The following is a 23,879-nucleotide window of genomic DNA, read 5'->3' as shown; positions in this document are numbered from 1 at the left end:
GGGTGGCGGTGGCCCCGCTGAACCAGCCGAGTGTTAGCCGACGAACGCGTCGAACGCCCACTGGAACTGCGGCGGGACCACCTGCACGCCGCACTGGTCCTGCAACGTTCCGAGCGGGGCCAGGATCGCCTTGAAGTCGGCGTACTCCTGCGGGTTGGCCGAGGCGTAGTTGCGGAGCGTCTGCTCGGCCTGCGGCCGCGGCTGCAGGGCCGCCGTCATCAGGACCTTCTGGCCGTCCGGATGGCTGTTCATGTAGGCCTGGGCCTGGTTCTGGATGTTGGCCACGGCGCTGTCGACACCCGCCTTGCTGCAGTCGGGCGCCGCGAAGGCCGACGGTGCGGCGACCACGGCGAGGGCCACACCCGCGACGAGCGAGCTGGCACCGAGGCCGACGATGCGCCGGGTCGTGGCTCCTTGAGCAAACTTCATGGGGGTGCGTCCTTACCTGTTGTGGCGTGTGTTGCCATTGTGGCCCGTCGCGGACGGCCGCGACAAGGTTGGCTGGTCAGCCGTGTAAAGCTGCCCGCAAAGCCGCCAGACCCCGCTGTGTCGCCTCGGTCGCCGCCGGGACCACACCCGCGTAGCCAAGATAGCCATGCACCAGTGTGTCGGCATTGTGCAGCTCAACTGTTACACCGGCAGCCGCGAGCAGCTCGGCGTAGCGGGCGCCGTCGTCGCGCAACGGGTCGTGGCCCGCGGTCGCGACGTAGGCCGGAGCCAACCCGGACAAGTCCTCAGCTCGCCCGGGCGCCAGCGTGGCGGGCGGGTTGCTCAGGTCCAGGTGACCGGCATACCAGCGGGTGAACGCCTCGATCGCGGCGTTGTCGAGCACCGGTGCATCGGCATTCTCGGCGAACGACGGCAGCGAGGTGTCCCACATCGTGGAGGGATACCAGAGCAGCTGGAAGGCCAGCTGCGGTCCGGCGCTGTCGCGGGCCAGCTGAGCGACGACCGCCGACAGCGTGCCGCCGGCCGAATCGCCGGCCACCGCCAGCCGGGAGGCGTCGGCGCCGAACTGTCCGGCGTTCTCGGCGACCCAGCGGGTGGCGGCCCAGACATCCTCGACGGCGGCGGGATAGGGGTGCTCCGGGGCCAGCCGGTAGTCGACCGACACCACGAGTGTTTCTGCAGCCACCGCGTGCTCGCGAGCCGTCCCGTCATGGGTGTCGAGATCACCTACGGCGAACCCGCCACCGTGGAAATACATCGTGACCGGTGGGTTGACCACGTCATCGGGCCAGTAGACGCGGACCGGGATCGGGCCGCCGGGGCCGTCGATCTGATGTTCCTCGACCCGCAGGTCGGGATGGACCGGGCGGCGCGGCAGCTCGCGTAGGCGGCGGCGGGCTTCGTCGATTCCGCCGTCGACCGTCAACTGGAACGGCACGGCGTCCAGTACCTTCTGCAGGATGGCGTCCACCGGCGGTCTGTCGTCCGAACTTGGCATGAGCCCACCGTACGCACGGGCACTGACGGCGTGGTGGGTGGCAGCGGCGGCTGCCGCCCTCGGCTACGGCGTCTTTCTCGTGGTCACCGCGGTGCAGCTACCGGCGAACGCCGAGCTGACGGGACGGTTCCTGGGACAGCCCGCAGTGAAGGCCCTGATGGCGGTGTTGCTCGCGGTGGCCGCGTTGTGGCACCCGATCGTCCGGGAGCGGCGCTGGCTGATCGCGGCACTGCTGTTCTCGGCCGGCGGCGACTTCTTCCTGGCGATGCCGTGGTGGAAGCCGTCGTTCGTGCTCGGCCTGGGCTCGTTCCTGATCGCCCACCTCTGCTATCTCGGTGCCCTGCTGCCGTTGCGCGGCCGGGGCGGTCCGCGGCTGGTTGCGGCGGCGGCGATGGTGGTGCTCTGCATCGGACTTCTGGTCGTGTTCTGGCCCAAGCTGGTCACCGAGGGGCTGACGATCCCGGTCACGGTTTATATCGGCGTCCTCGGTGCGATGGTGTGCGCGGCGCTGGTGGCACAGCTGCCAACGGTGTGGACGGCGCTGGGCGCGGTGTGCTTCGCGATCTCCGACGGGATGATCGGCATCGGCAAGTTCGTGCTGGAATCCAACGCGCTGGAAGTGCCGATCTGGTGGGTGTACGCCACCTCCCAGATCCTGATCACGGCCGGCTTCTTCTTCGGCAGGACGACGGCGGCCGACGACTGAAACTTCTTGTCGGTGGCCGTCGATAGCGTGCGCTCAACCGACCGACGAGGAGTCATGATGACCAATCCCGATGTTGCGCTGATCGCCGCACTGCTCGACCGCTCCGGCTCGATGGAGTCGATCGCCGACGACACCCGCGGCGGCTTCGATGCCTACATCGCCGCCCAACGGGGCCAGCCCGGGACCACATTGGTGACGTTGGCACAGTTCGACAACGTCTACGACGTCGTCTATCAGAACCGGCCCGTCGAGGACGTTCCGTCGCTGACGTTGGAGCCACGCGGGATGACCGCGCTGCTCGACGCCGTGGGCCGGTTCGTCACCGAGGTCGGAACTGCCCTGGCGGCTTTGCCCGAACAGGACAGGCCGGGCGACGTCACCATTGTTGTGATGACCGACGGGCACGAGAACGCCAGCCAGGAGTGGACCAAAGAGGCTGTGCGCGCGCTCATTTCGCAACAGGAGAAGGTCTACGACTGGGACTTCGTGTTCCTCGGCGCCAACATGGACGCTATCGACGTCGGAACCGACCTCGGCTTCGCACCAGGGAAGTCCCTGACCTACGACGCGTCGCCCACCGGGGTGGACGGAGCGTTTGCGGCCGTGGCCAACTACACCTCGCGTAAGCGCAGCCGGGGCCAGCGGCCCGCCGCATCGGTAGTCTTCGACGATGCCGAACGCCAAGGGGCGCAGGGCCGATGACCCACAACCGGGCGGGAGCAGGTGAGCACCTCCCACCGGCAGGCCGCTGAGCACGAACCCATCGCCCGGGTGTTGCCGATGCTGTCGGTGCCGCACTTGGACCGTGAGTTCGACTATCTGGTGTCGGCCGAGCAGTCCGATGACGCCCAGCCCGGCGTGCGGGTCCGGGTCCGGTTCCACGGCCGGCTGGTGGACGCCTTCGTGCTCGAACGCCGCTCGGACACCGACCATGTCGGTCAGCTCGGCTGGCTGGACCGGGTGATCTCGGCCGAACCGGTCCTCACCCCCGAGGTGCGCCGGCTGGTTGACGCGGTCGCGGCCCGCTATGCCGGCACCCGCCCCGACGTCCTACGGCTGGCGATCCCGCCGCGGCACGCCCGCGCCGAGAAGACCGAGGCCGCCACCCCGTTGCTGCCGGTGATCGATCCCGTCGACCCCGCCGGCTGGGCCCGCTACGGGCGCGGCGAGCAGTTTCTGGAGGCCCTGCGGGAGGGCCGCGCCGCGCGGGCGGTCTGGCAGGCGCTGCCCGGCGAGCAGTGGTGCGACCGGATCGCCGAGGCCGCCGCCGCCGCGGTCAGCGGCGGTTACGGGGTGCTGGCAGTCGTACCCGACCAGCGCGATATCGACGCGCTGTTCGCCGCGGCCACCGCACGGATCGACCAGTCCGCCGTGGTGGCGCTATCGGCCGGCCTGGGACCGTCGGCGCGCTACCGGCGCTGGCTGTCGGTGCTGCGCGGGCAGGCCCGGCTGGTGATCGGCACCCGCAGTGCGGTATTCGCCCCGGTGGAGCGGCTCGGGCTGGTCATCGTCTGGGACGACGGCGACGACACCCTGGCCGAGCCGCGTGCGCCCTACCCGCATGCCCGTGAGGTCGCGATGCTGCGCGCGCATCAGCTGCGCTGCGCCGCGGTGATCGGTGGCTACGCCCGCACCACCGAGGCGCACGCTCTGGTCCGCAGCGGGTGGGCGCACGACCTGGTGGCGCCCCGGCCGGTGGTGCGGGCCTGCTCACCGCGGGTGGTGGCCCTCGAGGACGGCGGGTATGCCGAGGAGCGTGATCCCGCCGCCCGGACGGCACGGCTGCCGTCGGTGGCACTGCGGGCCGCCCGCGCCGCCGTCGAGCGCGGCGCACCCGTCCTGATCCAGGTGCCCCGCCGCGGCTACGTCCCCGCGATCGCCTGTGCACGGTGCCGTACCGTCGCGCGTTGCCGGCACTGCACCGGCCCGCTTTCGCTGTCCGGCGCCGGAGCCGGAGCGGTATGCCGATGGTGCGGTCGCATCGACCCGGCCCCGCGCTGCGGGCGGTGCGGCTCCGACGCGATCCGCGCAGTCGTCGTCGGCGCACGGCGCACCGCGGAGGAGATGGGCCGGGCCTTCCCGGGCACTCCGGTGGTGACCTCGGCCGGAGATTCGGTGCACAGCCAGATCGGTCCCGGTCCTGCGCTCGTCGTCGCCACCCCGGGTGCCGAGCCGCGCGCCCCCGACGGGTACGGCGCCGCGCTGCTGCTCGACAGCTGGGCCATGCTGGGACGGCAGGATCTGCGCGCCGCCGAGGACACCCTGCGGCGGTGGATGGCCGCGGCCGCGCTGGTTCAACCCCGCGGCGATGGCGGCGTGGTGGCCGCGGTCGCCGAGTCGACCATTCCCACGGTGCAGGCCCTGGTCAAGTGGGATCCGGTCGGGCACGCTGAGGCAGAACTGGAGGCCCGCACCGAGGTCGGTCTACCGCCGAGCGTGCACATGGCCGCGGTCGACGGCAGCTCCGCGGCGGTGGCCGCGCTGCTCGACCACGCCGAACTGCCCGAGGACGCCGACCTGCTCGGCCCGGTCGACCTGCCCCTCGGAGTGCGCCGGCCACCAGCGATGACCGCGGGGGAGCCCGCCATCCGGATGCTGATCCGGGTGGGCCGGGACGAGGGCCTGGCGCTGGCCGCGTCGCTCCGCCACGCCATCGCGATCGCCAGCGCCCGCCACGATCACGAGGCGGTTCGGGTACAGATCGACCCTTTGCACATAGGGTAATCCCGGGCAGAACACACAGCGGAGGTGTCATGAAGGCGTTCGGCCGTGCCATCGCGTGGTCGATCTCGTTGCTGCTCATGATGATTGGCCTGCTGTGGCCGGTGGCATTCAGTTTCCTGCCCAGCAGCAGCGGCGCCGTCTACGACCCGGTGGTGATCACCAACTACCGCGCCGACTTCGTCGTCGACCGCGACGGCCGGCTGGCGGCAACCGAGATCATCACCGGCAAGTTCCCCGGCGACCGGCACGGAATCTTCCGCTACTGGGACATCGCCAACCAGAACGACCCACACGTCCGGCAGATCCCGCAGGTCACCGAAATCCTGATGGACGACCAGCCGATCCCGTACCAGATGCTGTGGGAGAGTGGCGAGCGTTTCCGGGTGGCCAAGATCGGCGATCCGCACCGGCTCCTCGACTACGGCACCCACGTGTTCCGGATCAGCTACACCATCGACGGCGTGCTCGATCCCGGGAGCACCGGCGCCAACAAGACCTTCGCGTCCACGACCGGTAGCCAGTCGGCGCCGTCGGCATTCTTCTGGAACGTCATCGCCCCGGCGTGGAACAACCAGATCGACCGCGCCGACATCACCATCACCCTGCCCGGCGGGGTCCCCGGTGCGCAGTGTTCGGTCGGCACGGGAGTGGGCCGCGCCTGCAGCGCTCTGACCGTCGACGGCGACACGGTCCGGTTGTCGGCGACGGCGCTTCCGCCGCGCACGCCGGTGACGGTGCGGGCGGCTGTCGACGTCCCGACCCCGGCGCGCGCCGAACTGCCGTGGTCCTATCACTGGGACCGGGTGCTGGGACGCTCGGTGCCCGGCACCGTGTGGCTGCTGGGGCTGACGCTGGCCGCGGGCCTGGGTGGCTTCCTGTGGTGGCGGACCACCGTCGAACCCTCGCCGGGATTCCCGCTGCAGTACGCCCCGCCGCCGGGCCTCGGGCCGGTGCAGTGCGAGTACATCCGCACCGAGAAGGTGCCCGAGAGCGGAGTGACGGCGACGCTGTTCTACCTCGGCGAGCGCAAACTGGTGTCCCTCAACCAGGTCGGCTCCAAGAAGTGGACCGTGCGCGGCACTGCGGAGAAGGCCGCCTGGGCCGACGTGGACCCGGTCAGTGTCGACATCGCCTCGGCGCTCGGCGTGCTGGGGCCCGGCCGCGAGTTCGACGCCAACGGCACAGTGACGGCGGGCAAGAAGCTCACCACAGCCAAGGCCGACATGGCGACCTCGGTCCGCAAGTGGGCCTTCGACGAAGGCCTCATGGTCAAGCGCCGCGCCGAATTGTGGCTGCGATTCGCCAACTTCGTGGCGCTGGCCCTGGCGGTCTGCGGATTCTTCCGCTGGTTCTTCCCGATCACGCTGTGGGGCCTGCCGTTCGCGGTGTTCTTCATCCTCACCGCACCCGCCTGGCGCAGCGGCGTCGGGAGCCGACGCACCGCCGCCGGGCGCCAATTGTGGTCGCAGATCGGCGGTTTCCACCGGATGCTGGCCACCGACTCGGCCGAGTCGCGCTTCGATTTCGCTGCCCGCAAGGACCTCTACACCGCCTACATCCCGTTCGCCGTCGCCGGTGGCGTGGCGGCGCTGTGGGCCCGCAAGTATCAGGCCGCCACCCAGGAGGTGCCGCCGCAACCCGACTGGTATCACTCGTCGTCGGGGACCAGCTGGCATTCCTCGACCGGTGGTGGTGCTAGTTTCGACAGCTTCGAGTCGGCATTGTCGTCCTCGATCAGCGCCTACTCCGCGTCGCAGTCGTCGTCCAGCAGCAGCAGTGGAGGCGGCGGCGTCCAGCAGCAGCAGTGGAGGCGGCGGCGGGTTCAGCGGTGGTGGCGGTGGCGGCGGCGGCGGAGGAGGAGGCGGGTCATGGTGACCTTCGTGCTCGTAGTGGTGCTGCTGATCGCAGTGTTGGTGCTCGGCGGATTCGTGCTGGGCTACAACAAGGTTCGGGCGGCCGACGTCCATGTCGATGAGGCGCTCGGCGGTATCGACGTGCAGTTGACCCGCCGTGCGTCGCTGATCCCCAGCCTGATCAGCACGGTGCAGACCTTCGCCGCCCACGAGAAGGCGATCCTCGACCACGTCGCCGACGCGCAGACCGCCCTGGCCGCGGCGACCAGCGGTAAGTCGGTGGCGCAACGCGGTGCAGCGGAAAAGGAATTCGACACCGCGGTGGGGCAGGTGCTCGCGCTCGGGCAGAGCTACCCGCAGCTCAACTCGTCGAACAACTTCCTGAACCTGCAGCAGAACCTCGCCGACACCGAGGACAAGCTGGCCTTCGCCCGCCAGTACTACAACGATGCGGTGGCCACGGTGAACAAACTCACCACCACCATCCCGTGGATGTTTGTGGCCGGGATGGCGGGGGTCAAGCAACGTGAGTTCTATCAGGTGCCGAAGTAACCCATGCGCATCGTTTTCGCAGGGACACCCGAACCGGCACTGCCGTCGCTGCAGCGGTTCCTCGACTCGCCGCGACATGAGGTCATCGCCGTGCTGACCCGTCCCGACGCGGCCGCGGGCCGGCGCGGCAAACCGGCGCCGTCGCCGGTGGCGCAACTGGCGCTCGACTCAGGGATCCCGGTGTTGCGGCCGCCGCGGCCGAACTCCCCGGAGTTCATCGCCGAACTCACCGACCTCGGCCCCGACTGCTGCGCCGTGGTGGCCTACGGCGCGCTGCTCAGCGAGGCGCTGCTGGCCGTGCCGCCGCGGGGCTGGGTCAACCTGCACTTCTCGCTGCTGCCCGCCTGGCGCGGTGCCGCCCCCGTGCAGGCCGCCATCGCCGCCGGTGACACCGTCACGGGCGCAACGACTTTCCTCATCGAACCCAGCCTGGACTCCGGCCCGGTCTACGGCGTGGTCACCGAGACCATCCGTCCCGCCGACACTGCCGGAGACCTGCTGGGCAGGCTGGCGACCTCGGGCGCCGGATTGCTGGAGACCACGCTGGACGGGATCGAGGACGGCACACTGACCCCGGTGCCGCAGCCCGCCGAGGGCATCAGCGTGGCGCCCAAGATCACAGTCGAGGAGGCGCGCATCCGCTGGGAGCTGCCCGCCCACGTCGTCGACCGCCGGATCCGTGCCGTGACGCCCGCCCCCGGTGCGTGGACGATGGTCGGCGATATCCGGGTGAAGGTCGGGCCGGTGACCGTCGATGAGGCGGGAGATCCGTTGGCGCCAGGGCAGATCCGGGCTGAGCGTGCGGCGGTGCGGGTGGGTACCGGCTCGCAGCCGGTGCTACTCGGACAGGTGCAGCCGCCCGGCAAGAAGCCGATGAATGCCGCCGACTGGGCCCGCGGAGCACGGCTCGATGAGACGGTCCAGGCGACATGAGCGAACACTCACCCCGCGGCGGACGCGACCGGGACCGCGGAAAAGGCAGCAGCGGCAAACCTTTTCACGGCCGAGGGCGCGACGGTCGGGACGGGAAGGCCGGTGGGCCGCCGCGCCGCGACCCCGGCCAGCAACGGCCGCCCCGGCGTCCGCGCCGTACTCCGCTGGATCCCGCCCGCCAGGTCGCCTTCGACGTGTTGCGCGCGGTCTCCGAACGGGACGCCTACGCCAACCTCGTCTTGCCCGCCCTGCTGGCCGAGCGGGGGATCAGCGGCCGGGACGCGGCCTTCGCCACCGAACTGGCCTACGGCACGTCCCGCACGCGCGGCCTGCTCGACGCGGTGATCGCCGCCGCGGCGGGCCGGCCGGCTGACCAGATCGACCCGGTGCTGCTCGATCTGCTGCGGCTGGGCAGCTATCAGCTGCTGCGCACCAGCGTGGCCCCGCACGCCGCGGTGTCCACCACCGTCGAGCAGGCCGGCATCGAATTCGACAGTGCACGAGCAGGTTTCGTCAACGGTGTGCTGCGGACGATCTCCGGCCGCGACGAGGCGTCCTGGGTGGCGGAGCTGGCGCCCCCGCTGGACAGTGATCCGGTGGGCCATGCGGCCTTCGTGCACGCCCATCCGCGCTGGATCGCCCAGGCGTTCACCGACGCGCTGGGCGCCGACGCGGGGGAACTGGATGCCGCGCTGGCCGCCGACGACGCCCGCCCCGCCGTGCACCTGGCCGCCCGCCCGGGCGTGCTCACCGCCGAGGATCTCGCGCAGGAAGCCGATGCCACCGTCGGCCGCTACTCGCCGTACGCGGTGTACCTGTCCGGCGGTGACCCCGGTCAGCTGGCGGCGGTCCGCGATGCCAAGGCCCTGGTGCAGGACGAGGGCAGCCAGCTGGTGGCCCGCGCCCTGACCTTGGCCCCGGTGATCGGCGCGGACGGCGGACGGTGGCTGGATCTGTGCTCGGGCCCGGGCGGCAAGACCGCCCTGATCGCCGCGATCGCCGCCCAGCAGGGTGGCACCGTCACCGCGATCGAGCCCGCCCCGCGCCGGGCCGACCTGGTCGAGCTCAACACCCGGGGACTGCCGGTCGAGGTGCTCAGGGTCGACGGCCGCGAGTCTGCGCTGGAGCCCGACAGCTTCGACCGGGTGCTGGTCGACGCGCCGTGCACCGGGCTCGGGGCGCTGCGCCGGCGCCCGGAGGCCCGCTGGCGGCGCACTCCTGCCGACGTGCCGGCCCTGGCCAAGCTGCAGCGCGAACTGCTGGCCGCGGCGATCCGGCTGGTCCGCCCCGGTGGGGTGGTGTTGTACGCCACCTGCTCACCGCATCTAGCCGAGACCGTCGGGGTGGTGTCCGATGCGCTGCGGCGTCAGCCGGTGACCGCGCTGGACACCCGGCCGCTGTTCGCCCCGGTCGACGGGCTCGGGCCCGGCCCGTACGTGCAGTTGTGGCCGCACCGGCACGGCACCGACGCCATGTTCGCCGCCGCGTTGCAGAAGCTGCCCTGAGCCCCCTTTAGGCTGACTGCCATGGTTACGCCGTCCCGACCACTCATCGCACCGTCGATCCTGTCCGCCGATTTCGCCCGCCTCGCCGAGGAGGCCGCGGCTGTCGAAGGCGCGGACTGGCTGCATGTGGACGTCATGGACGCGCATTTCGTGCCGAACCTGACCCTCGGGCTGCCCGTGGTCGAGAGCCTGCTCAAAGCCACCGACATTCCGATGGACTGCCATCTGATGATCGAGAACCCGGACCGCTGGGCTCCAGGCTACGCCGAGGCCGGCGCCTACAACGTGACCTTCCACGCCGAGGCGACCGACAATCCCGTCGGGGTGGCCCGCGACATCCGCGCCGCGGGGGCCAAGGCCGGTCTCTCGGTCAAGCCGGGTACCCCGCTGGAGCCCTATCTGGAAATCCTGCGGGACTTCGACACGCTGCTGGTGATGTCGGTGGAACCCGGATTCGGCGGGCAGAGCTTCATCCCCGAGGTGCTGGCCAAGGTCGAGACCGCGCGCCGCCTGGTGGATTCGGGCGAGCTGACGATCGTGGTGGAGATCGACGGCGGGATCAACGCCGACACCATCGAACAGGCCGCAGCGGCCGGGGTGGACTGCTTCGTGGCGGGCTCGGCGGTCTACGGGGCCAAGGACCCGGGTGCGGCGGTGGAGGCCCTGCGCCGACAGGCCGGTGCCGCCTCACCGCATCTGGTGCTATGACCGCTCCGGCGCCGGCGGTGATCGAGGCCGCGATGCGGCTGGCCGTGGAGCGTTCGCAGCGGGTCAAAGGCGCGACGTATCCGAATCCGCCTGTGGGAGCGGTGATCCTGGGCCCGGAGGGCGATGTCGTCGGTGTCGGCGGCACTGAGCCGACGGGTGGTCCGCACGCCGAGGTGGTGGCACTGCGCGCGGCGGGACAACTCGCCAGGGGCGGTACCGCGGTGGTCACCCTCGAGCCGTGTAATCATCACGGCCGCACCCCACCCTGTGTGGACGCCCTGATCAACGCCGGGGTGGCCGCGGTGGTGTACGCGGTCGCCGATCCCAATCCGGTGGCCGCCGGGGGAGCCAGCCGACTCAGGGCCGCGGGGATCACGGTCAGTGACGGGGTGTGCGCCCAGGAGGTCGTCACCGGTCCGCTGCGCGAGTGGTTGCACAAGCAGCGCACCGGTCGACCGCATGTCACCTGGAAGTTCGCCACCAGTGTCGACGGGCGCAGCGCCGCCGCCGACGGGTCCTCGCAGTGGATCACCAGCGAATCCGCCCGCGCCGATGTGCACCGGCGCCGTGCGGCGGCAGATGCCATCGTGGTGGGAACCGGAACGGTGTTCGTCGACAATCCGACGCTGACCGCGCGGCTGCCCGGTGGTGGCCTGGCCGACCGCCAGCCGCTTCGGGTGGTGGTAGGCAAGCGCGAGATCTCGACGGAAGCCAATGTGCTCAACGATGATTCGCGCACCATGGTGATCCGCACCCACGATCCGCACGAGGTGATCCGCGCGTTGTCGGATCGCACCGACGTCCTGCTCGAAGGTGGCCCGACGCTGGCGGGTGCGTTCCTGCGTGCCGGGGTGATCGACCGGATCCTGTCCTACGTCGCGCCGATCCTGCTGGGTGGACCGGTCACCGCCGTCGACGACGTGGGGGTGCCCAGTATTGCCAAGGCGCTGCGCTGGCGCTACGACGGTGTCGACCGGATCGGGCCCGATCTGCTGCTGAGCCTGGTGCCGGTCTAGTCGTCCTGGTCGCGCAGCGCGGCTGCTCAGGCGAAGGCTTCCACCAATTTCGCGCAGAACGCGGGCAGGTCGTCGGGCTTGCGGCTGGACACCAGGGTGTTCGGGCCGTCGGTGCACACCACCACCTCGTCATCGACCCAATGCGCGCCGGCATTGCGCAGATCGGTCTGCAGACTGGGCCACGAGGTGAGCTGCCTACCCTCGACGACGTCGGCCTCCACCAGGGTCCACGGCCCGTGGCAGATCACTGCGACCGGCTTTCCCGCCTCGAAGAAGCCTTTGGTGAAGCCGACGGCGGCGGAGTCGGTTCGCAGATAGTCCGGGTTGGCCACCCCGCCGGGCAGTACCAGCCCGTCGTAGTCGGCGGCCGAGACGTCCTCGGCGGCCTTCTCGGCGTCAAAGGTGTCTGCGGGCGTGAGGTGATTGAACGCCTGGATCTTGCCCACCTCGGTGGAGATCAATTCAGGTGTGCCACCGGCCTGCTCGACAGCCTGCCATGGGGTGGTCAGTTCGACCTGCTCAGTGCCCTCGGGGGCGACCAGGAATGCGATGCGCTTGTTGGTCAGTTCATTGGTCATGCGTGGCGCATACCCACAGGCATTAGGTCCGACACTGTCAGAATGGACACGATGACCGAACCCGATGTTCTGAGCCTCTTCCCACCGGGCAGCCGCCTCGCCGCCGACGGCACCCTGGAGGTCGGCGGCTGCCGCCTTGACGAGATCGCCGCCGAATTCGGCACTCCGGTGATGGTGGTCGACGAGTCGGCACTGCGGGCCAGGGCGCGCGAGTATCTCACCGCGTTCCGGGATCTGTGGCCGCGCTCGGATGTGGCGTTCGCGTCGAAGGCGTTTCCCTGCACCGCGATTCAGCGGCTGATGACTGACGAGGGGCTGCATCTCGACGTCGCCGGTGGGGGAGAGATCATCACCGCGCTGGCGGCGGGGGCCGACCCGGCGCGAATGCTGTTGCACGGCAACGCCAAAACCGATGAGGAACTTGCGCTGGCGGTCGACAAGGGTGTCGGACTGGTGGTGGTGGACAACTTCGACGACATTGACCGGCTGGAACGGATCGTCGAACCCGGCCGCCGGCAGGCGTGTCTGGTGCGGGTGGTACCCGGTGTGCAGGCCAGTACCCACGCGGCGATCGCCACCGGCCACGCCGGTTCGAAGTTCGGGCTGCTGCCGGCCGATGCGTGTGTCGCGATCGAGCGGATCCGGCGCAGCCGAGTGCTGCGCTGCGACGGGGTGCACACCCACGTGGGTTCGCAGCTGCTGGACGCCGCGCAATTGGCTGCGGCGGTGGAGCCGGTCGCCGCATTGGGCAGCTTCGACGTGTACGACTTCGGTGGCGGGTTGGGGGTGCGCTACACCTACGACGATCACCCGCCCTCGGTGCAGGATTATGCGGCGATGATGGTCGAGCGGGCCCGCGGGCTGGTCCCCGCCGAGGCGCGGATCATCGTCGAGCCGGGCCGGTCGATGACCGCGGCCGCCGCCTGCACCGTCTACCGGGTCACCACGGTCAAACGCGGCGAGCGGACGCACGTCGCGGTGGACGGCGGAATGGGGGACAACCTCGAGGTCTCGCTCTACGGCCAGCGGTTCGAGGCGACGGTGGTCGACCGGGTCGGCGGCGGGCAGCCAGTGACCGTGGTGGGCCGGCACTGCGAATCCGGTGACGAGCTCATCGACGTTGTGCCCCTTGCCGATCCGGCGGTCGGGGACCTGCTGGCCGTGCCCGTCACCGGGGCGTACTGCTACACGATGTCCAACCAGTACAACGGCGCACGTCGCATCCCGGTGGTGTTTGTGGCCGACGGCCAGGCCCGGCTGGTGGTGCGCCGGGATACCTGGGCCGACCTACTCGCCCGTGACGTCCCGGCCTCAGCGCAGAGCGGCTAGCTCCTCGGACTCGTCGGCGTCGGCGTGTTCCGTCTTGCCGCCGATAAAGATCGCGAGCGCCGCACCCACCAGGCAGACGATCACGGTGATGAAGAAGATCGACCCGTACTGCATGGCGAAGGCCTTGCGGCCGTTCGCCGCCAGTTGTGCGGCGATCTCGAGCACGTTGGTGCCGGTGGGCTTGGGCATGGTCGCCATGATCTGGTTGAACCGGTAGAGGCCCCAGGCGCTCAGCGCGGCAACACCGATCAGCATGCCGGTCATCCGGGCGACAACCACCAGGGACGACGCGATGCCATGCTGGGCGGCGGGGACCACCCGCAGCGCGGCTGACGTCAGCGGGCCGATCACCAGGCCCAGTCCGAGACCGGCGACTGCGAGGTCGGTGCCCAGCACCGGCAGCGACACGGGACCCAGGTGATGGTGGGCGGTCAGCACGTCGACGTCCCACTTCGAGATCAGCCAGTAGCCGCCCGCGGCGATCAGCATGCCGACCACCGCCACGATCCGGTCACCGATCCTGGTGGCGACCCAACCACCGACCAGGGCGCCGATAGGCAGGGCAAAGAGGAAGTGAACCAACATGAATACGGTTTCCTTCGGGTCCTTGCCCAGCACGCCCTGACCGAACAACTCGACGTTGACCAACGTCACCATCAGGGCTGCGCCCGCACACAGCGACGTGCCCAACGACGCCAGGAACGGAATGAACCGCACCCCGGCGGGCTCGATCAGCCGGGTGTTGGCGAAACGCTCCCACACCGCGAAGGCGATCGCCGCGGCCACCGCGCCGAGCACCAGCGGCAGTCCGTAACTCGGCAGAATCTGCTTGCCGTCCGGATTGGGGTTGTAGAGCCCGATCACGGCCAGTCCCAGGGCGATAGCCAACAGCACACCGCCGACCACATCAACGCGCTCCGGATTCGAGCTGCGGTCGTGGGACGGCAGGCTGAAGTGGATCAGCACCATCGCGATCACCGTCAGCGGCACGTTGATCCAGAACACGTCCTGCCACTTCGACAGCACCGTCACCACGGCGATGCCGTACAGCGGCCCCAGCACACTGCCCAGTTCCTGGGCCGCGCCGATCCCGCCGAGGACGGCGGCCCGGCTGCGCGCGGCCCACAGGTCGGCGGCCAGCGCCAGGGTGACCGGAAGCAGCGCGCCGCTGGCCACACCCTGGATCAGCCGGCCGATGACGAGCATCGTCAGGTCGGTCGACAGTGCCGTCACGACCGATCCGACCGCGAACGTGGCCAGGCTGAGCTGAAGGATGAGTTTGCGGCCGAAGCGGTCGGACAGCCGGCCCAGCAGCGGCATCGCGGCGATGTAGCCCAGCAGGTAGACCGTGATGATCGGGGTGACCTGCTGGATCTTGTTCACCGGGATGCCGACGGTCTGCATGATGTCGGTCATGATCGTGACCACGACATAGGTGTCGAGGGCGCCGAGCAGCACAGCCAGGCTGCCCGCCCCGATCGCGATCCGTCGGCTCCGGCCGGAGGTGTGGGCGTCAGTCATCGAACGCGCCGGTGATCAGACCGCGGGCTTGGTGACGGTGACCGGCTTGTCCCAGTCCGAGAGCGTCAGCGAGATGCTGTTTCCGCTGCTCGGCTCCACCTTGGCCTGGACCAGCTGATGCGGGTCAGCCTTCTGGATCCACACCGTGGCAGGCACCGATCCGGTCGCCTTGACCTGGGGGATGAGCTTGTTCACCGCGTCGCCGGTGACCTTGCCCGAGATCCGGACGGTATCCACACCGTTGATGGTGTCGCTGGCCTCGGACTTGGCGTCGGAGACGCTGGCCAGCATGTTGGCCAGGCCGGTGTCGGGGTTGAGGATCACCGAGGGGTCGTAGACGTCGGCGGCCGGTCCCATGTCGAGCCAGTTGTTCGGGGTCAGTGCGGCATACAGGGTGCCTTCGAGGACCACCAGCTGAATGTCGACGTCGGAGCCGCCCATCGAGATGGTGGAACTGCCCGAGACGGCGACGGTGGGGATATTCGTCAGGTCACCGGAGAGCTTCTTGACCGGCAGCCCGTCGATCTTGCCGTCGATGGCGATCTCCAGGTGGGCGCTCTTGAGGGCCTTGGTGGCGGTGATGGATTGCTGTAGGAGGCCTTGCGCTTCGGGCAGGTTCTCGGCGGGTTTCGACGAGCAGCCCGCGACGACCAGTGTGGCTGTCGAGAGCAGGGCGGCAAGGACGGCGAACATTCGGCGGCGCGTCGGCATAGCTGCATCGTAGTGGGTCGGCCGGACCCGGCCTCATTCGCGACGCTGCGGTGGCCTAGTCGTGACCAGGTCGGTACGAGCGCGTGTAGGGGCGGTGACCTGCCATTTCAGCGGTCGCCGGGGGAGCGCCGTCGGCGGTGGACGGTGGGCCGCGTCAGGACGCTAGATTAGGTGCCGTGTTCACCGGAATCGTCGAGGAGCTGGGCGAAATCGTCGGCAAGGACGACCTGGGCGACTCCGCCCGGTTCGTCATCCGCGGGCCCGTCGTCACTGCGGATGCTCGTCATGGCGACTCGATCGCCGTCAACGGCGTCTGTCTGACGGTCGTCGAGATCATGCCCGACGGCCAGTTCAGCGCCGATGTCATGGCTGAGACGCTGAAGCGCTCCAGCTTGGCCGCCGTGGACGTGGGCAGTGCGGTGAACCTGGAGCGGGCCGCGGCGGTCGACAGCAGGCTGGGCGGTCATATCGTGCAGGGCCACGTGGACGGCACCGGTCACGTCGTGTCCAGAACACCCTCGGAGCACTGGGAAGTGGTCCGCATCGCGCTGCCGCCGGAGCTGTCCCGGTACGTCGTCGAGAAGGGGTCCATCACCGTCGACGGCATCTCGCTGACGGTGTCCGCTCTGGGTGACGACTGGTTCGAGGTCTCACTGATCCCGACCACGCTGGCGCTGACCACCCTTGGCCGTGCTCCGGTGGGGGCACCGGTCAACCTCGAGGTGGACGTCATAGCGAAATATGTGGAACGGCTGCTCGGCGATCGGCTGCGCTGACGCGCTGCTTTGCTGAAATAGCGACCCTGAGCACAGCTGAGTAAATTGACACGGTGGTCCATTTTGGGCAACGAGGGGTCGAAGACCCAGTTCAGCGGTATTTCGCAAATCGAACCTGAGATTTGTCTTAGCCAAACTGGCGAAGCGATGTTAAGTTGCAGGGCGACGTGTGGCGCGTGTCTCCCCCGGTCGGGCGAGGTGAGAGCGGTCACCCCGACGCAAAGGAGCTGCTGTGGCTGCCGCGAGCCCACGCAACCCGCGTCGGACCAAGGGCCGCCACCGGAAGCCTTCGACGTTCGATTCGTCGAATTGCGCGCAATGGCTTCGAGTCGGAACCGTCGGTATCGGGTTGGGTGCGGCGATCGCCAGCGGGCAGGGTATTGCATCGGCCGCCCCGGACGATTCGTCGAACGCCGGTCCCGCCAAGGATGCAGCCGACACTGGTCCATCGTCGCCCTCGTCGGCAGGGGATCAGGCCGCAACAACCGGGTCCACGCCCAAGAAGACGGGGACCAAGCGCCCGCCCACGACCAAGGTGTCCGGCCAGGGCGACGACACGACCGACAAGGACAGCTCCGGCGGATCCAAAGCTGATGCCGACGCCGACGCGAACGGTTCGAGCGCAACCGATAAACCCGCGGCCGCGAATGCGAACAAGCGCGCACAACCTCAGATAAAGACCAAGCCGCGCAAGTCTTCTGGCGCGGACTCGGCCTCGGCGCCGACTAGCTCGCCTGCGTCATCAGATGCCGCCGACAAGGCCCCCGCTGCGGCCGCCAGCACTGCTGAGGCGGCCACCACCGCGACGGTCACGGCGGTTCCGGCGGCAGCGGCGGTGACCAACACCGTCACCCCCGGAACTGTCTCGGCGGCACCGGTTTTCACCAATATCGGCGATGTGCTGAACTGGGTCGGACATGGCCTGGAGGAATCGCTGGCCCTAGCCGTTCGCGAGATCCGTTCTCCCAAAGGCGCCCAAAGCTCGTCGACCACCGGCACCACCACCACGTCCGGTCCGCCCACCACCGACACGACATCGGCGACGGGGGGCGCTTCGCCCAGCGAGCCCAAGGCCGCTGCGGTCACCACCATCACTCCCGAGGATGCCGTCGCCACCCTGACGGCGGCCTACAGCGCCAACGGGTCGGTCGAAACCGCGCACGAGGCCCTGCAATTCGGTCTCCAGCCGACAAACCTGGTGAACATCGTTCTGGCGCCGGTGATCAATGCGATCAGCCTTCTCGGCGACCTCGCGGAACTGGGCACCGCGGTGCTCAATCGTGACGGAGTCGACGTGGCCGATGAAATCGGCGATGTGGCAAAAGATCTCATCGGAATGGTTCCGGTGTTCGGTCAGCCGATCGCCTCGGCTCTGCACAGCCTCACCGCGCCGGCGGGGGCGACCGCAACTGTGCTGTCCGCGGCCGCCGCTTCACCCGCTGCCGCGACGACTCCTGCGGTCGGGACGGCCGAGTGGTACTTCCAAGGCGCCCTGACCTGGGCGGTCAACCGGCTCGCGGGCTGGCCCGGTACGCCCGGGAAGTTCGTTGACATCACGAACTACCAGACTGACCAGAGTCTGGACCTCGCCGACCTTCAGTTGCAGAACTTGATCGACACTGCGATTGCGGGCAGTCCGGCGCGCTGGGTGAACGACCTCCTCGGCATCTTCGGGATGTTCTTCCAATCCGCGCTGCCCAACTACACATTCACGGCCACGCTCAATGCGTGGGGCGATTTCCTGAACCGGATCGTGCCGCCGTTCACGATCGCCCCCGGGGCCGGCACGTTCGACATCATCAACCCGTACAAGATCATGGCCGCCACGGTGGTCGGCACCGCCACCGTGCTGCAGGACATGCTCAACGGCATCTATGACCCGGCCCAGTGGGAGATCGATGTCATCAAGGCGACCACCGGTGCCACGGTCACCCGTGCCGATCTGACGGACTCGGCCAGTCTCATCAGCAAGGTCGTTGCGGCGCAGGCCGGGGCGACCTTGACCTTCGGGCTCACCGACGGTGGTGCGTTTTACGACCCGACTCGGGCCTGGGACATCACGCTGCCGACCTGGACCGCGGCGCAGGTAAATCCGTTCACGGTGGTTACCTACGTGGCTTTCGTCGGGATGTACAAGCGCTTCCAGGAAATGGCGGCGCTGCTGAACTACACGAAGAGTACGACGTACGAGAGTTGGCTGTACACAATAGGATTGACGCCCGAGACCGCCTCTCAGTACGCGGCCGGATCGTTCCACGCTGTCGACCAGAACGGCAACACCGTCAGCTTCCAGCCCGCCGACGGGAAGACCTACACCTCGGCGTGGGGCGCGCTGGTCACCATCAACACCTATGACGGTGGATACACCTACACCAACACGCTTCCCGGACCGGCGTTCTTCGCTGCAGGTGCTGCCGGCCAGTACGACACCGTGAGTATTCCCGTGACGTCGGTGGACGGCGCCCCGTACACGCTCACCTTCCAGGTCAAGATTCTCACCGTCGCGAATACACCCTTGCCCGGAACGAGTTTCACGACGAGCACCAGCTACAACTCTGGCTACCCGAGCAAGGTTCTCGGCTCCCAGTACGCGTACGGCACATTCCATGCGGTTGATCAGAACGGCAATGCCGCGAGCTACTCGCCGGCCGCTGGGAACACGTACACCTCAGCCTGGGGTGCCCTGGTCACGATCAACAGCAACGGCGGTGGCTTCTCCTACACCCAGACCTTGCCCGGTGACGCGTACTTCCACGCCGCTACCTCAGACAACCCGGACGACAGGTACGACACGGTGCAGGTCACCGTGAAGGGCGCCGACGGCCAGAATTACCTTGTCACGCAAAAGATTCAGATCGTCGGCGGGATCAACAGCAATCCGACGGCATCTCCCACGACAGGGAGCGCCGACGGGTTGGGCGTGGTGCGCGGCAGCGTCGGCGGCAGCGACTCCGACGGCGACCACCTGACCTATTCGCTGGTGGGCTCCTCGGTCAACGGCCTCAGCGGCAACTCGGCCTACACCAAGAACGGCAGCAGCAACGGCGGCATCATCACCCTCAACGCAGACGGAAGTTTCACCTACGTCTCGACGTCGACAGCGGGTGCCACGCAGTCCTTCCAGGTGCAGATGACCGATGCCCACGGCGGCAGCACCATCACGACGGTCACGGTGGCCAACAGCACCACGCTCACCCCTGCCAACATCAACACCTCGACGCAGAACGTGGTGACCGGGAACGTGCCGACACCGGCCCTCGATTCGGGAATGTTCACCTACACGCTGGGCGGCGCCCCGTCGAAGGGCACCGTCACGGCGTGGAATCCGGCCACGGGCGCCTTCACCTACACGCGCGACTCGAGCCTGGGTCATACGACGACACCCGGTGACGTGGTCACGGTGATCGCCACCGACGCCAACGGTCGCACGGTCACCATGAGTTTCGCCGTCAACCCGACCGTCGCCAACAGCGCGCCGGTGGGCACCGGGCTCACCACGAACTCACCCGTCGGTCCGCCGGTCTACACCAATGTCGGAGTCCTCAACTGGTCCGACATCCAGCTGACGGCCGGCACGCTTCACGCGACCGACCCCAACAACGATGCGGTGCATTTCGCCGCTGGTACCTACACCACGACCAACGGCGGCACGGTCACGGTCAACGCCGACGGCACGTTCAGCTACAAGATGGAGAAGGACGCCTACGACGACGGGTTGCTGATCCACACCCATGATGCCTACTGGCACCAGCCTGTCGGAGCGGTTGACACCTTCACCGTCAACGTCAGTGATGACTTCGGTGGCACCACTGCGGTGACCTACTCGGTGCCGATCGCATCGCTCAACAAGGCGCCGACGTTGAGTGGCAGTGTCGCCAGTTCGAGCACCAGTGGCCTAGGCGTGGTGCGGGGCACCATCTCGGGCGGCTCCGACGGTGACGGCGACAGCCTGACCTACCAATTGCTCAACACCAGTGGCGGATCGGCGTACACCACCAACGGTGGGATCGTCACGATGAGTGGCACCTCGTTCACCTACGTCCCCAAGGTGGGTGTCAGCTCGGATTCGTTCCAGGTGCAGGTCGACGACGGTCACGGTGGTGTGACCACGGCGACGGTCACGCTGAACGGCCTGACCACACCGTCGCCGCAGACCAATATCAACGCCACCGGCGGTGTCACCAACGGTTCGCTGAACGTCCCGGCTGGCGATACCGGACTGGGTCTGACCTACAGCTTGGGCACCGGCCCGTCGAAGGGCACCGTGGTGGTCAACGCCAACGGCACCTACACCTACACCCGCACAGCCGGTTTGGGCCACACCACGACCCCGAACGATTCGTTCACCATCATGGCCACCGATGCCACCGGCAAGTCGGTGGTCATCGCCACCATCAACGTCGCCCCGACGGTCGCCAACACCGCACCGGTGGGTAACGGTGTGACCGTGGCCAGCTCGTCGCTGGATCGGATTGTCGGTCCGTACGACAAGCAGAGCACGTCGGGCACGTTGAAAGCCCTTGACGCTGAAGGTGATACGGTCACGTGGGCGGCGGGTACCTACAGCACCGCCAATGGTGGGACCATCACAGTCGCCGCCAACGGGTCGTTCACCTACACGAACCAGAAGTATGCGTGGTTCGGGGTCTCGGACAGTTACTGGCATGACCACGCGGTGGTCGGTGACCCCGGTGACACGTTCACAGTCGCGGTCAGCGATGCGTTCGGCGGCACCACCAACGTGACGTATGGGGTCCCGATCGAAAAGCAGAACGCGGCGCCGACGTTGAGCGGCAGTGTCGCGAGTTCGAGTACCAGTGGCCTTGGCGTGGTGCGCGGCAGCATCTCGGGCGGCTCCGACGGTGACGGCGACAGCCTGACCTACAGCCTGCTCAACGCCAGTGGCGGATCGGCGTACACCACCAATGGCGGCATTGTCACGATGAGCGGCACCTCGTTCACCTACATCCCCAAGGTGGGGGTCACCTCGGATTCGTTCCAGGTGCAGGTCGACGACAATCACGGCGGGGTCACCACCGCGACGGTCACGCTGAACGGCCTGACCACACCGTCGCCGCAGACCAACACCAACGGTGTGCCCGGTTCCACGAGCGGCTCGCTGAACGTCCCGGCCGGCGACACCGGCCTGGGTCTGAGCTACAGCCTGGGTACCGGCCCGTCGAAGGGCACGGTGGTGGTCAACGCCAACGGCACCTACACCTACACCCGCACAGCCGGTTTGGGCCACACGACGACCCCGGACGATTCGTTCACCATCACGGCCACCGATGCCACCGGCAAGTCGGTGGTCATCGCCACCATCAACGTCGCCCCGACGGTCGCCAACACCGCACCCACGGTGACGGTCAACGGCGGCTCCGGGACGGTCACGTTGTCCAGTCCGGGATCCAAGACCAACCCCAACGCGGCCGGAGTCCAGACGATCACCGGCCTCACGTTCGCCGCCAGCGACGGCGACTCCGACGCACTCCTGATCAACAACAAGTTCGACGGCACCGGCACGACCTTCGCCCTGGCCAGCGGCGGCACCATCACCACCGCCAACGGCGGCACCGTGACCGTCAACTCCAACGGCACCATGTCGTATTCGATCAGCCAGAGCGCGGCCTACTTCCACGCCGCGGCCAAGATGGGGGCCACCACGGCGCAAACGACCGACTGGTTCAACGTCACCGTCACCGACGGTTACGGCGGCACCAGCACCGTTAAGGTGGTCGTCCCGATCTACGCCGAAAACCGGGACCCGGTTACGAGCGCCGTCAAGGTCGGCAATAGCTGGACGTCCATCAAGGCGACTGATCCCGATGGCGAGACGATCTCGACCACGAGACTCAGCGCCCCGCCCAGTAACGCCAACCCCGGCTCGGGATACATCGTCTCCACCGGGGACTCCCTGACCGGCAGCCTCAACCTCGGCACCGCCGCCCTCACCAAGTTCTCCTCCTTCACCATCACCGTCTACGACGGGTACTGGAGGACCCTCAACGGCGTGGTGACCAGCACGCCGGGCCAGAAGCAGGTCTGATCCACCCTGATCCCCGCGGCGGCCCATCCTGTCGCCCACGTCACACCACGCCCTGGCCTGCGCATATCGGTGTCGCGGACCCTCGCCGACCAACTAAGCGGACCACTGACGAGGACGGGCAATAACTTGGGTCCACTCGTGGTTCATACTGTGTGCAGCAAGATCAGGTCAGAGAGCAGGCGGCAAAGATGACGAGGCTGGATACCGTCGAGAGGGCGGTTGCCGATATCGCGGCAGGGAAGGCCGTCGTCGTCATCGATGACGAGGACCGCGAGAACGAGGGCGACCTCATCTTCGCCGCCGAGAAGGCCACCCCCGAACTCGTGGCGTTCATGGTCCGCTACACCTCCGGCTATCTGTGTGTGCCGCTGGACGGCGAGATCTGCGATCGGCTCGGACTGCTGCCGATGTACGCGGTCAACCAGGACAAGCACGGCACCGCCTACACCGTCACCGTCGACGCCAAAATTGGTGTCGGAACCGGCATTTCGGCCTCGGACCGGGCGACCACGATGCGGTTGCTGGCTGATCCGACCAGTGTCGCCGAAGACTTCTCCAAGCCCGGCCACGTCGTGCCGCTGCGGGCCAAGGACGGCGGCGTACTGCGCCGCCCCGGCCACACCGAAGCCGCCGTCGACCTGGCCCGGATGGCCGGTCTGCAGCCGGCCGGTGCCATCTGCGAGATCGTCAGCCAGAAGGACGAAGGCGCGATGGCCCAGACCGACGAGCTGCGGGTCTTCGCCGACGAGCACAACCTGGCCCTGATCTCCATCGCCGACCTCATCGAATGGCGCCGCAAGCACGAGAAGCACATCGAGCGCATCGCCGAGGCGCGCATCCCGACCCGGCACGGCGAGTTCCGCGCCGTCGGCTACTCCAGCGTCTACGAAGAGGTCGAACACGTCGCTCTGGTACGCGGTGACATCGCCGGCCCGGAGAACGACGGCCACGACGTCCTGGTCCGGGTGCACTCCGAATGCCTCACCGGTGACGTGTTCGGTTCCCGGCGCTGCGACTGCGGCCCGCAGCTGGATGCCGCACTGGCCATGGTGGCCCGCGAAGGCCGCGGCATCGTGCTCTATATGCGCGGCCACGAGGGCCGCGGCATCGGCCTCATGCACAAGCTGCAGGCCTATCAGCTGCAGGACGCCGGCGCCGACACCGTCGACGCCAATCTGGAACTCGGCCTGCCCGCCGACGCCCGCGACTACGGCATCGGCGCCCAGATTCTGGTGGACCTCGGTGTGCGCTCGATGCGGCTGCTCACCAACAACCCGGCCAAGCGTGTCGGTCTGGACGGGTACGGCTTGCACATCATCGAGCGCGTCCCGCTGCCGGTCCGCGCCAACGCCGAGAACATCCGGTACCTGATGACCAAGCGGGACCGGATGGGGCACGACCTGACCGGTCTGGACGACTTCGATGAGGCTGTGCGGCTGCCCGGCGATCTGGGCGGCGCCCTGTGAGGTTCGCC

General features: G+C 68.5%; 17 protein-coding genes and 1 pseudogene. 13 read left to right on the top strand and 5 right to left on the bottom strand.

The genetic code is table 11. The features are described from left to right. Positions 1-33: 33 nt before the first annotated feature. Positions 34-429: a hemophore-related protein gene (locus BN3385_RS21810; RefSeq protein WP_059019937.1), complete on the bottom strand. Its 396-nt coding sequence runs from the start codon at positions 427-429 to the stop codon at positions 34-36. Positions 430-505: 76 nt separating this feature from the next. Next, positions 506-1,447: an esterase LipI gene (gene lipI, locus BN3385_RS21805; RefSeq protein WP_059019934.1), complete on the bottom strand. Its 942-nt coding sequence runs from the start codon at positions 1,445-1,447 to the stop codon at positions 506-508. Between lipI and BN3385_RS21800 the strand changes: the two genes are divergently transcribed. From BN3385_RS21800 to ribD, 9 genes and pseudogenes are all read left to right on the top strand, one after another. After that, on the top strand, positions 1,446-2,153 hold the full coding sequence (locus BN3385_RS21800; protein WP_231748787.1) for a lysoplasmalogenase: 708 nt from the start codon (positions 1,446-1,448) through the stop codon (positions 2,151-2,153). The two genes, lipI and BN3385_RS21800, sit on opposite strands and share 2 nt — an antisense overlap. Before the next feature lie 57 nt (positions 2,154-2,210). Continuing rightward, on the top strand, positions 2,211-2,855 hold the full coding sequence (locus tag BN3385_RS21795; RefSeq protein WP_059022290.1) for a vWA domain-containing protein: 645 nt from the start codon (positions 2,211-2,213) through the stop codon (positions 2,853-2,855). Positions 2,856-2,933: 78 nt separating this feature from the next. Continuing rightward, the gene (locus BN3385_RS21790) at positions 2,934-4,877 is read left to right on the top strand and encodes a primosomal protein N' (protein WP_156432957.1); all 1,944 of its coding nucleotides are present in this window, start codon (positions 2,934-2,936) and stop codon (positions 4,875-4,877) included. Positions 4,878-4,906: 29 nt separating this feature from the next. Continuing rightward, positions 4,907-6,752: pseudogene (locus BN3385_RS21785) on the top strand (DUF2207 domain-containing protein). Further along, positions 6,746-7,282, top strand: a complete 537-nt coding sequence (locus BN3385_RS21780) for a LemA family protein (protein ID WP_059019929.1) — start codon at positions 6,746-6,748, stop codon at positions 7,280-7,282. The pseudogene BN3385_RS21785 and the gene BN3385_RS21780 overlap by 7 nt, the downstream one beginning before the upstream one ends. A gap of 3 nt (positions 7,283-7,285) precedes the next feature. Beyond that, on the top strand, positions 7,286-8,215 hold the full coding sequence (gene fmt / locus BN3385_RS21775) for a methionyl-tRNA formyltransferase (protein ID WP_059019927.1): 930 nt from the start codon (positions 7,286-7,288) through the stop codon (positions 8,213-8,215). Then, positions 8,212-9,720 (top strand): RsmB/NOP family class I SAM-dependent RNA methyltransferase, encoded by a 1,509-nt coding sequence (locus BN3385_RS21770; protein ID WP_082690587.1) that lies wholly within the window; start codon positions 8,212-8,214, stop codon positions 9,718-9,720. The genes fmt and BN3385_RS21770 overlap by 4 nt, the downstream gene beginning before the upstream one ends. 21 nt (positions 9,721-9,741) lie before the next feature. Then, entirely contained in the window at positions 9,742-10,428 is a 687-nt protein-coding gene (gene rpe, locus BN3385_RS21765; RefSeq protein WP_059019925.1) for a ribulose-phosphate 3-epimerase, read from the top strand. Further along, positions 10,425-11,444: a bifunctional diaminohydroxyphosphoribosylaminopyrimidine deaminase/5-amino-6-(5-phosphoribosylamino)uracil reductase RibD gene (ribD, locus tag BN3385_RS21760; RefSeq protein ID WP_059019923.1), complete on the top strand. Its 1,020-nt coding sequence runs from the start codon at positions 10,425-10,427 to the stop codon at positions 11,442-11,444. Before rpe ends, ribD begins: the two co-directional genes overlap by 4 nt. Positions 11,445-11,470: 26 nt before the next feature. On the opposite strand, the gene BN3385_RS21755 is transcribed toward ribD, so the two are convergent. Then, positions 11,471-12,022, bottom strand: coding sequence for a type 1 glutamine amidotransferase domain-containing protein (locus BN3385_RS21755; RefSeq protein ID WP_059019921.1), 552 nt, complete (start codon positions 12,020-12,022; stop codon positions 11,471-11,473). 51 nt (positions 12,023-12,073) lie between these two features. Here BN3385_RS21755 and lysA point away from each other — a divergent pair, with 51 nt between their 5' ends. Then, complete coding sequence (gene lysA, locus BN3385_RS21750) at positions 12,074-13,351, top strand: diaminopimelate decarboxylase (protein WP_231748786.1); 1,278 nt, start codon at positions 12,074-12,076, stop codon at positions 13,349-13,351. Here lysA and BN3385_RS21745 read toward each other — a convergent pair. Next, positions 13,334-14,872 (bottom strand): MFS transporter, encoded by a 1,539-nt coding sequence (locus BN3385_RS21745; protein WP_059019917.1) that lies wholly within the window; start codon positions 14,870-14,872, stop codon positions 13,334-13,336. The two genes, lysA and BN3385_RS21745, sit on opposite strands and share 18 nt — an antisense overlap. A gap of 15 nt (positions 14,873-14,887) precedes the next feature. After that, the gene (locus tag BN3385_RS21740; protein ID WP_059019915.1) at positions 14,888-15,583 is read right to left on the bottom strand and encodes an LppX_LprAFG lipoprotein; all 696 of its coding nucleotides are present in this window, start codon (positions 15,581-15,583) and stop codon (positions 14,888-14,890) included. A gap of 176 nt (positions 15,584-15,759) precedes the next feature. Here BN3385_RS21740 and BN3385_RS21735 point away from each other — a divergent pair, with 176 nt between their 5' ends. The 3 genes from BN3385_RS21735 to BN3385_RS21725 all read left to right on the top strand — a co-directional run bounded on the left by BN3385_RS21735 (position 15,760) and on the right by BN3385_RS21725 (position 23,871). Further along, complete coding sequence (locus BN3385_RS21735) at positions 15,760-16,359, top strand: riboflavin synthase (RefSeq protein ID WP_059019913.1); 600 nt, start codon at positions 15,760-15,762, stop codon at positions 16,357-16,359. Between the two features lie 232 nt (positions 16,360-16,591). Then, on the top strand, positions 16,592-22,405 hold the full coding sequence (locus BN3385_RS21730; RefSeq protein WP_156432844.1) for a beta strand repeat-containing protein: 5,814 nt from the start codon (positions 16,592-16,594) through the stop codon (positions 22,403-22,405). A gap of 188 nt (positions 22,406-22,593) precedes the next feature. Further along, a complete protein-coding gene (locus BN3385_RS21725; protein ID WP_059019909.1) occupies positions 22,594-23,871 on the top strand; it encodes a bifunctional 3,4-dihydroxy-2-butanone-4-phosphate synthase/GTP cyclohydrolase II in 1,278 nt (425 codons plus the stop codon). Positions 23,872-23,879 lie beyond the last annotated feature (8 nt).

It is taken from the genome of Mycobacterium sp. M26 (genome assembly GCF_001494595.1).
GTDB lineage: Bacteria > Actinomycetota > Actinomycetes > Mycobacteriales > Mycobacteriaceae > Mycobacterium.
The sequence above is the reverse complement of the archived record's forward strand: the minus strand, read 5'-3'. Positions and strand labels throughout refer to the sequence as shown.